Genomic DNA, 15,756 nt, shown 5'->3' with positions numbered 1-15,756 from the left:
GGTCACGCGTTTTAGCTCCTATAATTAACTGCTATTAAAGAAATAACACATGTGATGGTATTTTTTATGGCAAATAACAACGTACGTTCTCAACGGCTTATCGTGACCCTGAGCGCCGTGTTCGCGGCACTTTGTGGACTGTATCTCCTGATTGGCGGAGGCTGGCTCGTCGCCATTGGCGGCTCCTGGTATTACCCGATCGCGGGCCTCGCCATGCTCGGTGTGGCGCTTCTGATATGGCGCAGTAAACGCTCTGCCCTTTGGCTGTATGCCGCCCTGCTTCTCGCCACCATGATTTGGGGCGTATGGGAGGTCGGCTTTGATTTCTGGGCGCTGACGCCGCGTAGCGACATCCTGGTCTTCTTTGGTATCTGGCTTATCCTGCCTTTCGTCTGGCGTCGCCTGATTATCCCTTCCAGTGGCGCAGTAGCGGGGCTGGTGGTGGCCCTGCTGATTAGCGGCGTTATCCTGACCTGGGCTGGCTTCAACGACCCACAAGAGGTTCACGGTATGCTGAGTGCTGATGCCACCGAGGCTGAGGCTATCTCTCCGGTTGCCGATGAAGACTGGCCGGCTTACGGTCGCAATCAGGAAGGTCAACGCTACTCTCCGTTGAAACAAATCAACGCAGACAACGTTCATCAGTTGAAAGAAGCCTGGGTATTTCGTACCGGGGATTTAAAACAACCCAACGATCCCGGTGAAATCACCAATGAAGTTACGCCCATAAAAGTAGGCGATACCCTTTTTCTGTGTACCGCCCACCAGCGACTGTTTGCCCTGGACGCGGCCAGCGGTAAAGAGAAGTGGCATTTCGATCCTCAACTTAATACCAATACCAGCTTCCAGCACGTAACTTGTCGCGGCGTTTCCTATCATGAAGCCAGACCGGATACGGCTTCAGCAGAGGTGATGGCCGACTGTCCGCGCCGTATCCTTTTACCGGTCAATGATGGGCGACTGTTTGCATTGAATGCCGAGACCGGCAAGCTGTGTGAAACCTTCGCCAATAAAGGCATTTTGAATCTGCAGACCAATATGCCGGATACCACGCCGGGTCTGTATGAGCCAACATCACCGCCCATCATCACTGATAAAACCATTGTGATTGCCGGGTCGGTGACTGATAACTTCTCCACCCGCGAAACTTCCGGCGTTATCCGTGGCTTCGATGTGAATACCGGTAAGCTGCTGTGGGCGTTCGACCCAGGCGCCAAAGATCCTAATTTCATCCCTTCGGATGAACATACCTTCACCTTTAACTCGCCGAACTCCTGGGCGCCTGCGGCCTACGACGCGAAGCTGGATCTGGTATATCTGCCCATGGGCGTCACCACGCCGGATATCTGGGGCGGTAACCGCACACCGGAGCAGGAACGTTATGCCAGCTCCATCCTGGCGTTAAATGCCACTACCGGGAAATTGGCCTGGAGCTATCAGACCGTTCACCACGATCTGTGGGATATGGACTTACCGGCGCAGCCAACTCTGGCGGATATCAACGTCAACGGAGAGAAAGTTCCGGTCATTTATGCCCCGGCAAAAACCGGGAATATCTTTGTGCTCGATCGCCGTAATGGTGAACTGGTGGTGCCAGCCCCGGAAAAACCGGTGCCGCAAGGGGCAGCCAAAGGTGATTATGTCAGCAAAACCCAGCCGTTCTCCGACCTCAGCTTCCGTCCGCATAAAGATCTCAGTGGCGCGGATATGTGGGGCGCAACCATGTTTGACCAGCTGGTGTGCCGTGTAATGTTCCATCAGTTGCGCTATGAGGGCATTTTTACCCCACCTTCAGAGCAGGGCACACTGGTGTTCCCGGGTAATCTCGGCATGTTCGAATGGGGCGGCATCTCTGTTGATCCTAACCGTCAGGTCGCCATTGCCAACCCAATGGCGCTGCCGTTTGTTTCGAAGCTGATCCCACGCGGTCCCGGCAACCCAATGGAACCGCCAAAAGACGCCAAAGGTACAGGCACGGAGTCCGGTATTCAGCCGCAATACGGCGTACCGTTCGGCGTAACGCTCAATCCGTTCCTTTCACCATTTGGCCTGCCGTGTAAGCAGCCAGCATGGGGTTATATCTCCGCGGTGGACCTGAAAACCAATCACGTGGTGTGGAAAAAACGTATAGGTACGCCACAGGACAGCATGCCGTTCCCAATGCCGGCTCCGGTGCCGTTCAATATGGGGATGCCGATGCTGGGCGGACCTATCTCCACCGCGGGGAACGTGCTGTTTATCGCCGCGACGGCGGATAACTATTTGCGTGCGTACAACATGAGTAACGGTGAAAAACTGTGGCAGGGCCGTCTGCCGGCCGGTGGCCAGGCAACGCCGATGACCTATGAAGTGAACGGTAAGCAGTATGTGGTTATTTCCGCTGGGGGCCACGGCTCATTTGGTACGAAGATGGGCGATTATATCGTGGCGTACGCGTTGCCGGACGACGCGAAGTAAAATGGAAAACGCCCGCTATTCAGCGGGCGTTTTTTTATTCAAACTTCAGTGACAGTAACGACGCTTTTGCGGCTTCCTGATACTGAGCCACCAGATCTTTGGTCATATTGAAGGAGACCTGCACCGCTTTCTCGTTTTGCGAGGTAATCAGCAGCATATTGAGAATTTCAGTATCCGGCGCTTGAGAACGGAAGGTAATCAGCCACGCTTTATGTCCGTCAACCGTGACAGGTTCGGCCTGCGGGTTGAAGTTGGTCAGCATCTTCAGCGTCGCATCCTTTGCCACATCCAACTGAGCGGCAGGCAACACGTTGCGCCCGGCGGTAATACCTAAAGACGCCTTACCGCGTTCGTCACCGTAAATCACCTGTGGACGGTTTTCAGAAGGGTATTTGATTTTTGCCATTTCGTCCGGCATCGGCGTGAGCGCCTGCGGAATTTCAAAGCTTAAATTCAGTTTTGAAATCTGTTGGCGTTCCATCTTCATCGCAGCCTGTGCCGAAACAGCCAGAAGCATAATAAAAGATGCCGTCAGTATTTTACGCAAAAGGGTCATGAATACCTCGTGATGAGTGATTAACCTCATCAGTATATGCATGCTTCTACTGGACGATAGGGTAATAATCCGTTTTTGGAATAAACATTTAGCGGATAGCGCCACCGCTATCCGCCGCTGTTTATACGGTAAAACCGAGCATCATCCCGGTGTCTTCATGCTCTAACAGATGACAATGCGCCATATAGGCATGCTCTTTTGGCGCGTCGTGGTCAAACTTCACCAAAACCTCACTCACGCCGCCTTCTACCCGCACCGTATCTTTCCATCCCGCGCGGTGTGCGGCAGGCGCTTTGCCATTTTCAGACAAAATGCGGAACTGCGTGCCGTGAATGTGGAACGGATGCAGCATCATGTCGCCCTGACCGGAAATCACCCAGCGCTCATGCTGACCCTTCGCCGCGGCAAACATCGGTTTATTCATATCAAACGCCTGGCCATTAATCCGATTGGCATTATGGAAATCGAATGTTCCATGCTTCATGTTGCCCATGTCGCCATGCTGCATATTCCCCATCTCACCGTGGTCCATATTGCCATGATTCATATTCCCGTGACCCATATTGTCATTGTCCATATGGCCCATCATTTTCCCATGATCCATACCCGCCATAGCCTGAGCGCCGTACTTCTTCATCAGCATTTGCATACCCATCATGTCGAGCATCGGATCCATAGACAATTGCAGTTTGCGCACCGTCAGCCCCTCAAGCGATGGCAGCGCGGGCATAGATGTCAGCGTATCCGGCAGCGTGCCGGAAGCGGTAATCAGCAGCGGCTGAACGCGCATCACTGGGTGCGGCTTATCAAATGGCGCAATCGCCATGCCCATCTGGCTGACAGGCAGAGTGACCAGATCAAATGCTTTACCGTCGCTCACATCCACCAGCACTTCGAAGCGTTCGCCCATCAGCATAGGTAGTTCGGTCACTTTTACCGGCTCCGCCAACAGTCCGCCATCGCTGGCAATAACGTACAAAGGACGATTGTCGCTGGCTGCAATATTCAATGAGCGCGCGTTACAACCATTCAACAGACGCAAGCGCAGCCAGCCGCGCGGTGCCGCATGCTGAGGATAAATCGCCCCGTTGGTCAGCAGCGTATCGCCAAACCAGCCGACGGCAGCGGTCATGATGTCGAGTTGATAGTTAACCTGACCATCAGCAGAGAACTGTTTGTCCTGAATAATCACCGGCACATCATCAATGCCCCACTGCTTAGGCAGCAGCAGCTTGCGAATCTCTTCATCTTCAATCAACACGAGTCCGGCCAGGCCCATCGCCACCTGGCGACCAGTCTTCCCATGCTGATGCGGGTGGAACCAGCAGGTTGCTGCGCGCTGATCCGGCGTGAAGGTCACTGAACGTTTCCCGCCCGCCGGGATAATGCCCTGCGGCCCACCGTCGACCTCTCCGGGGATTTCCAGCCCGTGCCAGTGCAACGTCGTTTCTTCGGCAAGCTGGTTGTGGATATCCACCGTGACCGCCTGCCCTTTGCTCAGCTTGACCGCTGGCCCGAGCAAGTTGCCGTTATATCCCCATGTGGTAGCAGTTTTACCTGCAAAGCTCGACTGCCCGGCTTGTGCAATCAACTGAATGCGATTAGAAGCATCGGCGGTTAACAGGTCTGGAATGGGTAATGCGGGACGGTCTGCGGCGAATACGCTCCGGCTCCACAAAGGTAACGCTGACGCGACGCCCAGCGCCACGGAGTACTTTAAAAAATCACGACGTTGCATAATCACTTCCTTATATTCAGCAGCTTAAGCAGGCTATCTTTTAAGCATAAGCCTTCCCCTTACGGGAAGGTCAAGTGAACGGCTAATAATAAAGGTCGTCGCTTCGCTCGCAGTGTGCTAACGTTTAAATTCCGTGATGCAGTGGTAGAAGCAATGAAGACGTTTTTCAGAACAGTTTTGTTCGGCAGCCTGATGGCCGTATGCGCAAATAGCTACGCGCTGAGTGAGTCCGAAGCCGAAGATATGGCCGATTTAACGGCAGTTTTTGTTTTTCTGAAAAATGACTGTGGATACCAGAATTTGCCTAACGGGCAGATTCGTCGCGCACTGGTCTTTTTTGCCCAGCAAAACCAGTGGGACCTGAGTAATTACGACACCTTCAATATGAAGGCTCTGGGTGAGGACAGCTATCGCGATCTCAGCGGTATCGGCATCCCAACGGCAAAAAAATGCAAAGCGCTGGCGCGTGACTCGTTAAGCCTGCTGGCGTACGTGAAGTAACAGGCATAGCGGAGCCCGCTGGCTCCGCATGAATTAACGCTGTTGCACAAATTCACGATATGCGGCCACGACCTGAAGAAAATCCTCTACGCCGCAAAGTGAAAAGCTCTCTTCGTCGTAGTAGTTCATCCCTTCTTCCATTTCATCTCCGGTGAACTCCAGCTGATTAGCACGAACCATCACCTCTTCACCATCCAGCCAGAGCGTGTATTCATGCCCTGCTCGCTGCCAGGAGCGCTCACTGCCCTTCACCGCACGCGCCGCCTGTTCCACTTCATCCAGTAAGGCCAGGTTCTCTTTCACTTCTTCATTAAACCAGTGCCCCACCACCTCGTGGCCCATGGACATACGCACTTTTACCACCCCGGTAATATCGCGCAGAAATTCGTAATCCATAATGTCTTCCTCTGCTCCCGGCAATGCGCCAATACCGCATTGCGCCTTGCTGTAATTATCGCAGCAGCGCGGCAGAAAAAAAGCGTAGCGGGTATAAGGAATAGAAATAAAAATGCCCGGAGAAGCAGACTTCTCCGGGCATTGATGCGTTTTTAAACAAAACGCGTTAGCGCATTACACCGCGGTCTGGAAAATCACACCATCGGCTTTCTCGGTGTATTGAGACAGCTGGTCGAAGTTCAGATAACGGTAGGTATCTACGGCAGTTTTATCCACCTGCGCCACATAGGTCTGATACTCTTCCGCCGTCGGCAGTTTACCAATCAGCGCCGCAACCGCCGCCAGCTCAGCAGAAGCCAGGTAGACGTTCGCTCCGGTACCTAAACGGTTCGGGAAGTTACGGGTAGAGGTGGACACTACCGTTGCGCCGTCAGCCACACGCGCCTGGTTGCCCATGCACAGGGAACAGCCCGGGATCTCAATACGCGCGCCGCTCTTACCGAACACGCTGTAATAGCCTTCTTCGGTCAGTTGTGCCGCATCCATACGGGTTGGCGGAGCCACCCACAGACGCGTCGGCAGTTGGCCTTTGTGCGCATCCAGCAGCTTACCGGCGGCACGGAAGTGGCCGATGTTGGTCATACAGGAGCCGATGAACACTTCGTCGATCTTCTCGCCCTGCACGTCAGACAGCAGGCGCGCATCGTCCGGATCGTTCGGCGCACACAGGATTGGCTCTTTGATATCCGCCAGATCGATGTCGATCACCGCCGCATATTCTGCGTCAGCGTCGGCTTCCAGCAGCTGCGGATCCGCCAGCCATTTTTCCATCCCCTGCACACGACGTTCCAGCGTACGGCGATCGCCATAGCCTTCAGCGATCATCCACTTCAACAGCACGATGTTAGAGTTCAGATACTCAACGATCGGCTCTTTATTCAGTTTGATGGTACAGCCGGCAGCGGAACGTTCAGCGGAGGCATCGGTCAGTTCGAACGCCTGCTCGACTTTCAGATCCGGCAGACCTTCGATTTCAAGGATGCGGCCAGAGAAGATGTTTTTCTTACCTTTCTTCTCAACGGTCAGCAGACCCTGTTTGATCGCGTACAGCGGAATGGCGTGTACCAGATCGCGCAGGGTAATACCCGGCTGCATTTTGCCTTTGAAACGCACCAGAACGGATTCCGGCATATCCAGCGGCATCACGCCGGTCGCCGCGGCAAACGCTACCAGACCAGAGCCCGCCGGGAAGGAGATACCAATCGGGAAACGGGTATGGGAGTCACCGCCGGTGCCGACGGTATCCGGCAACAGCATGCGGTTCAGCCAGGAGTGGATAACACCATCACCCGGACGCAGCGACACGCCGCCACGGTTCATAATGAAGTCCGGCAGCGTATGGTGTGTGGTCACATCAACCGGCTTCGGATACGCGGCGGTGTGACAGAAAGACTGCATCACCAGATCAGCAGAGAAGCCCAGGCATGCCAGGTCTTTCAGTTCGTCACGGGTCATCGGGCCGGTAGTATCCTGAGAGCCCACGGAAGTCATCTTTGGTTCGCAGTACGCGCCCGGACGGATACCTTTCACGCCGCAGGCGCGACCCACCATTTTCTGTGCCAGAGAGAAGCCGCGGCTGCTTTCCGCCACGTCTTTCGCCTGACGGAAGACGTCTGAGTGCGGCAGGCCCAGCGCTTCGCGCGCTTTGGTGGTCAGGCCACGACCGATGATCAGCGGAATACGGCCACCAGCGCGCACTTCGTCGATCAGCACGTCGGTTTTCAGCTCAAAGCTTGCCAGCAGTTCGCCGGTTTCGTGGTTGCGTACTTCGCCCTTGAACGGGTAAACGTCAATCACGTCACCCATGTTCATGTTCGACACATCCACTTCGATTGGCAGCGCGCCCGCATCTTCCATGGTGTTGAAGAAGATAGGTGCAATTTTACCGCCGAGGCACAGACCGCCGCCGCGCTTGTTCGGCACATGCGGGATATCATCGCCCATGAACCACAGTACGGAGTTGGTAGCGGATTTACGCGAAGAACCGGTACCGACAACGTCACCCACATAAGCCAGCGGGTAGCCTTTTTTCTGCAGTTCTTCGATCTGTTTGATCGGACCTACCGCGCCCGGCTGATCCGGTTCGATACCTTCACGGGCGTTTTTCAGCATCGCCAGCGCGTGCAGAGGGATATCCGGGCGAGACCATGCGTCAGGAGCCGGAGAGAGGTCATCGGTGTTGGTTTCACCGGTCACTTTGAAGACGGTAACGGTGATTTTTTCAGCCAGAGCTGGACGGTTCAGGAACCATTCGGCATCGGCCCAGGACTGCATTACCTGCTTCGCATATTCGTTGCCCGCTTTGGCTTTTTCTTCTACATCGTAGAAGTTATCGAACATCAGCAGCGTTGAAGAGAGCGCTTTGGCGGCAATCGGCGCCAGTTTTGCATCGTCCAGCGCGTCAATCAGCGGATGAATGTTGTAACCACCCTGCATGGTGCCCAGCAGTTCAATGGCTTTTTCTGGCGTAACCAGCGGGGAGGTAGTGTCGCCTTTCGCGACGGCAGCGAGAAAACCAGCTTTAACATACGCGGCTTCATCTACGCCAGGAGGAACGCGGTTGATCAACAGGTCTAACAGGAATTCTTCTTCGCCCACAGGCGGGGTCTTCAGCAGCTCGACAAGTGCGGCCATTTGGGTTGCGTCTAAAGGTTTTGGCACAATCCCCTGGGCAGCACGCTCAGCTACGTGCTTACGGTATTCTTCTAGCACGACGATATCTCCTCGCTCTCATTGTCATAATGCGGCGCTTTTGTAGATGGGCGATTCTCTTCACGCTCCTGTGAGACAGTAGTTAGTAGGGTAAATGCCCGGTACCGCATAAGGCACAATAACAGGATTTTCATTAAGTGTTAATCCGTTTACAAAAAAGCAACATAAAAAATTGGCTGAATCGTTAAGAATGGTATAGCGACAAGGCGGGAGGGAATTAAGGCTACCTGAAACCGCCCTGAAACGGTTGATTTTCAAGCGTGACCTGCTGAATATTCCAGCGACTTTTCAGCCATCAGATATAATTGTGTAATAAATCTTCACACTCTTTTTCCGGACCTGCCGGGTGAATCCCCAATAAAAGTCAAAACTGTCTAACACGGGTGAATAATACTCGCGGCAACAGGAACGCCTCACGGCACAGCACTTGTCTCGTTGGAGTCATTTTATGAAGTTGCCCTTTAAGCCACACCTGCTTGTCCTTCTGTGCAGTGCCGGGCTGTTTGCCGCCTCTGGCGTGATGTTCGTTAAAAGTCGCGCAACGGAGCCCGCAGCTCCAGCCCCCGTCGCACAACAACCGTCAGCGCCGGCTCCGGCTCCCGTAGAGGCCCCTGCCCCAGCCGCCCCAGCACCTGCTGCAACACCTACGTACACGGCGGCACAAATCGATCAGTGGGTTGCGCCTATCGCGCTCTATCCGGATTCACTGCTGTCGCAGATTTTGATGGCCTCAACCTACCCGGCCAACGTCATCCAGGCCGCGCAGTGGTCAAAAGACAACCCCAAAATGCAGGGTGATGCCGCCATTCAGGCCGTTGCCAGCCAACCCTGGGATCCCAGCGTGAAATCACTGGTCGCATTTCCGCAACTGATGTCGCTGATGGGTGAAAATCCGCCGTGGGTACAAAGCCTGGGCGATGCTTTCCTTGCGCAGCCGAAAGATGTTATGGATTCCGTGCAACGCCTGCGTGCGCTGGCGCAACAGACCGGTGCGTTGCAATCGACACCGCAGCAGACAGTCACCACGAGTGTGAAAAATGTGCCTCCTCCTCGTACCCAAACTCAAGAAGGAGTAACAGTTCAATCGACGGCCCCACCGGCTCCAACGGTAATCAAAATTGAATCCGCCGATCCACAGGTAGTGTACGTTCCCACCTATAACCCGAATACGGTTTACGGTACCTGGCCGAACACCGCCTATCCGCCAACCTATCTGCCGCCAACGCCCGGTGAGCAGTTTGGCAACAGCTTCGTGAACGGTTTAGGCTTCAGCCTCGGTGTTGCCACAACCTATGCCATCTTCAGCAATATCGACTGGGATGACGACGATCACCATCATAACGATGACTGGGATAACCATGGCGGTTATAACCGCAATGGTGATAACAACATTAATATCAACGTTGATAACTTCAATAAAATCAGTGGACAACGGCTGACGGACGCTAACCGTACCTGGCAGCATAACCCGGCCTATCGCGAGGGCGTGCCGTACCCTAACAACCAGCTTAATAACCGCTTTCACCCCACTAACACGGCAACGGGTTTAAGCTCAACCCAGCAAAGACCGGTCAACCGTGATAGCCAGCGTCAGGCAGCCCTGAGCCAGATGGAAAAATCAACGGGGAAAACATTCCCGCAAACGGCGCGTACGGGCACGAGAGACGCCCAGCGTCAGGCATCCAGCCAACAGCTGAAGCAAATTTCCCAGCGTAATAACTACCGGGGTTACGATACCAAACCGCAAACGGCGAAACGGGCGAACACTCAGCAGCGCGAAAATCGCCAGGCCGCGACCCAACGCCAGGAGAAACGGATCACGCAACCAGCGCAGCAACGCAATGTGCAGCAGCGTAATCTTCAACAGCGGACCAGCCAGCCACGCGCTAATGCACTGAGCGGCAACGACAGTCGCTCCGCCAGCTGGCAGGCGCAGCAGCAGCGAGGTGCTCAAAGCAGACAGGTCGCCCGCAACCAGCCATCTCGCCAGCTTTCCGGCGGTCGTGCTGAACACCGTGAATTCCGTCATCGTTAAGGGAGCCGACATGAAAAATAAACTACTCAGTGGAATGGTGTTGTTCATGGTTTCGGCCACCGCGATGGCACAGCAATCCTTCAGTACGCCAGACCAGGCGACCGATGCCCTGGCAAGCGCTATCAGCGAACAAAATGAAAGCGCGATGAACAACCTGCTTGGGGAAAACTGGCGCGAGTTTCTGCCGCCGGAAGGCGTTGATCCTGATGCGGTTGATCGCTTCCTGCGCGACTGGAAGGTTCGCCATAACACCATCGTCGACGGCAATACCGCGCATCTGGTGGTCGGAGACAGCGACTGGCAACTGCCGATCCCCGTTGTTAAAACCACTTCTGGCTGGCAATTTGATATCAAGGAAGCGGCGGAAGAGATCCTGACTCGTGAGATTGGGCGCAACGAACTTTCCGCGATTGAAGCATTACACGCCTATGTAGATGCTCAGCAAAGCTACTTTGCGATGAACCAAAAATACGCGCAAAAGATTGTCAGTTCTGAAGGGAAAAAAGACGGTCTGTACTGGCCTGTTTCGCCCGGCGAAGCCCCCAGCCCGCTAGGCCCGGCCTTTAGCCCACCGGAGCCAGGTACGGGCTATCACGGCTATCATTTCCGTATCCTTCCCGATAAAGCCAGCGGCTTTGCGATGGTTGCCTGGCCCGTCAGCTACGATCACACCGGTGTCATGAGTTTTATCATTAACGGTGAAGACAAGGTCTACCAGGCGGATCTTGGCGAGGAGTCGCAGCAGAAAGCTCAGGCGTTAACCGCATACCATCCGGATAAAAACTGGCAGCCCGTAGCACCCTGATCCCCAGAGGCGAAAAGTTAGGAGGCCGGGTAAGGCGAAACCGCCACCCGGCAACTTACAACAGATTACAGGATGTTAGCGACGGATTTCGCCAGCTGCGCTTCGAGAACCGGTTTCGCTTCTTCGAACTTCAGATTCACCTTGTTAGCATTCGACACCACGCGGGTCTGGTATTTTGCGCGATCGCCCTGCGCGCTGCTGGTTTGCAGCTTAATGCCAGACGTGCCCTGACGCAGAGCAGCAACGTTATCCGTTGTCACTTTCGCTTTGCTGCGTTCGGAGATTTGCAGGTCGGTAACCATGGTGTAGTTCACATCCTCCACCATAGCATCAGCAGCCATACCGATCAGTCCCGCCGCCAGGCCAACACCCAGCGCCGCACCGGAGGAGTTGCTGTTATAGGCGGTAATCCCCGCACCCAACGCAGCGCCCACCGCCGCCCCTTCGTAGCCGGTCTTCAGGAAGCCCTGAGCTTCGCGCAGATCCATTTTGTCTGCTTTCAGTACGTTCGCCTGCACCCAGTAGTAGGCGCTGTCCGGTGAACTGGTCACTTTATAGCCCTTCGCGGACAAATCGTTTGCCAGCAGGGTTTGCAGGTTGCTCATGTCTTTATCAGAAGTGTTTTTTACCTGAATGTAGACGGTCTTCTCGCTGGAAGGCTCCAGCCAGATGGTTTCGCTCATCTGCGTTTTCACTTCGAGGTTACGTTTTTTAACGGCAGTGGTCATCGCACCACAACCGGTCAGCGTCATTGTCGCGACAACCATGCCAACAACCGCGATTTTTTTTAAAGACATGTATTTTCCTTTTTTCGTGTAATAGAGAGTCCAGAGCCTCTTCTCCGTGCAGCCAGTAGCCACACAATGGCGAAAAAAGTATCGGCAGTTGCGCAGTTTTTTTTAGTGGAAATATCAATAACATGACTACCAAAACTGGTAGCTTTCAGGCAAAAAAAACGCCTCCGAAGAGGCGTATTCACAAAAGCGGGAGATTACTTTTTCTTCGCTTTCGGATTTGGCAGGTCGGTGATGCTACCTTCGAAGATTTCTGCCGCCAGGCCCACGGACTCGTGCAGAGTCGGGTGAGCGTGGATGGTCAGCGCGATGTCTTCAGCGTCACAACCCATTTCGATCGCCAGACCGATTTCGCCCAGCAGCTCGCCGCCGTTGGTGCCGACAATCGCACCACCGATAACACGGTGAGATTCTTTGTCGAAGATCAGTTTGGTCATACCGTCTGCGCAGTCAGAAGCGATAGCACGGCCCGAAGCAGCCCACGGGAAGGTCGCGGTTTCGTAGCTGATGCCTTTTTCTTTCGCTTCTTTCTCAGTCAGGCCAACCCATGCAACTTCTGGTTCAGTGTAGGCGATGGATGGGATAACTTTCGGATCGAAGTAGTGTTTCTTACCGGCGATAACTTCAGCCGCAACGTGACCTTCGTGAACACCTTTGTGCGCCAGCATCGGCTGACCGACGATATCGCCGATAGCAAAGATGTGCGGGACGTTGGTGCGCAGTTGTTTGTCAACGCGGATGAAGCCACGGTCATCAACTTCCACGCCAGCTTTGCCCGCATCGAGGTTTTTGCCGTTCGGTACACGACCGATAGCCACCAGCACCGCATCGTAACGCTGAGCTTCAGCAGGCGCTTTTTTGCCTTCCATGGAAACGTAGATACCGTCTTCTTTCGCTTCAACGGCGGTCACTTTGGTTTCCAGCATCAGGTTGAATTTCTTGCTGATGCGTTTGGTGAAGACTTTAACCACGTCTTTATCGGCAGCCGGGATAACCTGGTCAAACATTTCAACCACGTCGATCTCTGAACCCAGCGCATGGTACACGGTACCCATTTCCAGACCGATGATACCGCCGCCCATTACCAGCAGGCGCTTAGGAACAGTTTTCAGTTCCAGAGCATCGGTGGAATCCCACACGCGTGGGTCTTCATGCGGAATGAATGGCAGTTCGATCGGACGGGAACCCGCCGCGATGATCGCGTTGTCGAAGTTGATCACGGTTTTGCCGTTTTCGCCTTCAACTTCCAGGGTGTTAGCCCCGGTAAATTTACCCAGACCGTTAACCACTTTCACTTTACGGCCTTTGGCCATACCAGCCAGACCGCCGGTCAGTTGAGTGATAACTTTTTCTTTCCAGGTACGAATCTTGTCGATATCGGTTTTCGGCTCGCCAAAAACGATACCGTGTTCAGCCAGCGCTTTGGCTTCTTCGATAACTTTTGCTACGTGCAGCAGCGCTTTAGAAGGGATACAGCCGACGTTCAGACAAACACCACCGAGGGTGCTGTAACGTTCTACGATGACGGTCTCCAGACCTAAATCTGCGCAACGGAAGGCAGCAGAGTAACCTGCAGGGCCTGCCCCAAGTACCACGACCTGAGTTTTGATTTCAGTGCTCATCATGACCTCTTAATTTATACCCGTCGTCCACCGGGTCGTTCTATCCGCCCGTATTTTACAAAATTGTTAACAATTTTGAAACAACAAACGGCAACCGATTTGTCTTTCGCACAATAACCTCACTGACTTCATGAGATTACCAGAAAAAAGCCGGCCGTCGGGCCGGCTTTTTCGCTTACATCACCAGGCGGCGAATGTCAGACAGCATGTTGTTGATGATGGTGATAAAGCGCGCACCATCCGCACCGTCGATTACGCGGTGGTCGAAGGAGAGCGAAATCGGCATCATCAGACGCGGCATAAACTCTTTACCGTTCCACACTGGCTCCATAGAGGACTTGGAGACACCGAGGATAGCCACTTCCGGCGCGTTCACAATCGGCGCGAAGTGGGTAGTACCCAGGCCACCGATGCTGGAGATGGTGAAGCAACCGCCCTGCATTTCGCCAGCGGTCAGCTTGCCATCACGTGCTTTCTTGGAGATGGTGGTCAGTTCACGAGACAGCTCGGTAATGCTCTTCTTGTTCACGTCTTTGAAGACCGGAACAACCAGACCATTCGGCGTATCCACCGCAACACCGATGTTGATGTATTTTTTCAGGGTCAGGCGCTGACCGTCTTCAGACAGGGAGCTGTTGAAGCGTGGCATCTGTTCCAGAGCGGCGGCAACGGCTTTCATGATGAAGACCACTGGGGTGAATTTCACGTCCAGTTTACGTTTTTCAGCTTCCGCGTTCTGCTGTTTACGGAACGCTTCCAGATCGGTGATATCAGTTTTGTCGAAGTGCGTAACGTGCGGGATCATCACCCAGTTACGGCTCAGGTTAGCACCAGAGATTTTCTGGATACGGCCCAGTTCCACTTCTTCGATTTCACCAAACTTGCTGAAGTCCACTTTCGGCCAGGGCAGCATGCCCGGGATACCGCCACCAGCCGCAGCCGGTGCAGACTCGGCGCGTTTGATAGCGTCTTTCACGTAAGCCTGAACGTCTTCACGCAGGATACGACCTTTACGGCCAGAACCTTTCACTTTCGCCAGGTTCACACCGAATTCGCGCGCCAGGCGACGAATCAGCGGCGTTGCATGAACGTAAGCGTCGTTCTCAGCAAACTCAGATTTGCCTTCCGCTTTCGCTGCTGGCGCCGCGGCTGGTTTAGCAGCCTGAGCCGGTGCAGCGGCCGGAGCCGGAGCTGCGGCTTGCGCAGGAGCGGCAGCAGGCGCTGCGCCTTCAACTTCGAAGACCATAATCAGAGAACCGGTTTTGACTTTGTCGCCGGTGCTGATTTTGATTTCTTTCACGGTGCCCGCGAACGGTGCCGGAACTTCCATAGAGGCTTTGTCACCTTCTACGGTGATCAGTGACTGCTCAGCGGCAATTTTATCGCCCACTTTAACCATCACTTCAGTGACTTCAACTTCGTCACCGCCGATATCCGGTACGTTAACTTCTTTCGAGCCAGAAGCTGCCGGAGCCGCCGCTGCTGCTGGAGCTGCCGCTTGAGCCGGTGCTGCAGCAGGCGCTGCGCCCGCAACTTCGAAGACCATAATCAGCGAGCCGGTAGACACTTTGTCGCCGGTGTTGATTTTGATCTCTTTAACAGTACCTGCGAACGGCGCCGGAACTTCCATAGAGGCTTTGTCGCCTTCTACGGTGATCAGAGACTGTTCAGCCGCAACGGTGTCGCCGACTTTAACCATGACCTCGGTAACTTCAACTTCGTCACCACCGATGTCCGGTACGTGTACTTCTTTCGCTGCTGAGGCGGCAGGTGCTGCTGCCGGAGCTGCTTCTTTCTTCTCTTCTGCCGGAGCAGGTGCAGCGGCTGCTGCACCATCGGCGGAATCGAAAATCATGATCAGTTTGCCGGTCTCAGTTTTGTCGCCAACAGAGACTTTGATCTCTTTAACGATACCAGCCTGAGGAGACGGAACTTCCATAGAGGCTTTGTCGCCTTCTACGGTGATCAGCGACTGTTCAGCTTCAACTTTGTCGCCCACTTTGACCAGGATCTCGGTGATTTCAACTTCATCAGCCCCGATGTCCGGTACATTGATTTCGATAGCCATTATTCTTTTACC

General features: G+C 54.3%; 11 protein-coding genes. 4 read left to right on the top strand and 7 right to left on the bottom strand.

Annotated elements, in window-relative coordinates:
* The first annotated feature begins 66 nt into the window (after nt 1-66).
* Entirely contained in the window at nt 67-2,457 is a 2,391-nt protein-coding gene (locus tag OGV94_RS21070) for a glucose/quinate/shikimate family membrane-bound PQQ-dependent dehydrogenase (protein WP_286524320.1), read from the top strand.
* A 34-nt stretch (nt 2,458-2,491) separates the two neighbouring features.
* Here the strand turns inward: OGV94_RS21070 and OGV94_RS21065 are convergent, their stop codons facing one another.
* Together OGV94_RS21065 and cueO are read right to left on the bottom strand one after the other, a co-directional pair.
* Entirely contained in the window at nt 2,492-3,013 is a 522-nt protein-coding gene (locus tag OGV94_RS21065; RefSeq protein ID WP_286524318.1) for a hypothetical protein, read from the bottom strand.
* A gap of 121 nt (nt 3,014-3,134) precedes the next feature.
* Complete coding sequence (gene cueO, locus OGV94_RS21060) at nt 3,135-4,751, bottom strand: multicopper oxidase CueO (protein ID WP_043018448.1); 1,617 nt, start codon at nt 4,749-4,751, stop codon at nt 3,135-3,137.
* A 153-nt stretch (nt 4,752-4,904) separates the two neighbouring features.
* Between cueO and OGV94_RS21055 the strand changes: the two genes are divergently transcribed.
* A complete protein-coding gene (locus tag OGV94_RS21055; protein WP_003018667.1) occupies nt 4,905-5,252 on the top strand; it encodes a YacC family pilotin-like protein in 348 nt (115 codons plus the stop codon).
* Between the two features lie 33 nt (nt 5,253-5,285).
* On the opposite strand, the gene yacL is transcribed toward OGV94_RS21055, so the two are convergent.
* Both yacL and acnB read right to left on the bottom strand, forming a co-directional pair.
* Nucleotides 5,286-5,648, bottom strand: a complete 363-nt coding sequence (gene yacL / locus OGV94_RS21050; RefSeq protein WP_043018447.1) for a protein YacL — start codon at nt 5,646-5,648, stop codon at nt 5,286-5,288.
* A 174-nt stretch (nt 5,649-5,822) separates the two neighbouring features.
* Complete coding sequence (gene acnB / locus OGV94_RS21045; RefSeq protein WP_016151723.1) at nt 5,823-8,420, bottom strand: bifunctional aconitate hydratase 2/2-methylisocitrate dehydratase; 2,598 nt, start codon at nt 8,418-8,420, stop codon at nt 5,823-5,825.
* 448 nt (nt 8,421-8,868) lie between these two features.
* On the opposite strand from acnB, the gene OGV94_RS21040 reads away from it, so the two are divergent.
* Entirely contained in the window at nt 8,869-10,455 is a 1,587-nt protein-coding gene (locus OGV94_RS21040) for a DUF3300 domain-containing protein (protein ID WP_043018446.1), read from the top strand.
* 10 nt (nt 10,456-10,465) lie between these two features.
* A complete protein-coding gene (locus OGV94_RS21035) occupies nt 10,466-11,260 on the top strand; it encodes a DUF2950 family protein (RefSeq protein WP_075145199.1) in 795 nt (264 codons plus the stop codon).
* A gap of 65 nt (nt 11,261-11,325) precedes the next feature.
* On the opposite strand, the gene traT is transcribed toward OGV94_RS21035, so the two are convergent.
* From traT to aceF, 3 genes are all read right to left on the bottom strand, one after another.
* Complete coding sequence (gene traT / locus OGV94_RS21030; protein ID WP_043018444.1) at nt 11,326-12,057, bottom strand: conjugal transfer complement resistance protein TraT; 732 nt, start codon at nt 12,055-12,057, stop codon at nt 11,326-11,328.
* Between the two features lie 194 nt (nt 12,058-12,251).
* Nucleotides 12,252-13,676 carry a dihydrolipoyl dehydrogenase gene (gene lpdA, locus OGV94_RS21025; protein ID WP_003829486.1) on the bottom strand — a complete coding sequence of 475 codons (1,425 nt, stop codon included), beginning with the start codon at nt 13,674-13,676 and terminating at the stop codon, nt 12,252-12,254.
* A 175-nt stretch (nt 13,677-13,851) separates the two neighbouring features.
* Nucleotides 13,852-15,744, bottom strand: coding sequence for a pyruvate dehydrogenase complex dihydrolipoyllysine-residue acetyltransferase (gene aceF / locus OGV94_RS21020; protein WP_043018443.1), 1,893 nt, complete (start codon nt 15,742-15,744; stop codon nt 13,852-13,854).
* Nucleotides 15,745-15,756 lie beyond the last annotated feature (12 nt).

Source organism: Citrobacter sp. Ce006 (assembly GCF_030336535.1).
GTDB lineage: Bacteria > Pseudomonadota > Gammaproteobacteria > Enterobacterales > Enterobacteriaceae > Citrobacter > Citrobacter europaeus.
The sequence above is the reverse complement of the archived record's forward strand: the minus strand, read 5'-3'. Positions and strand labels throughout refer to the sequence as shown.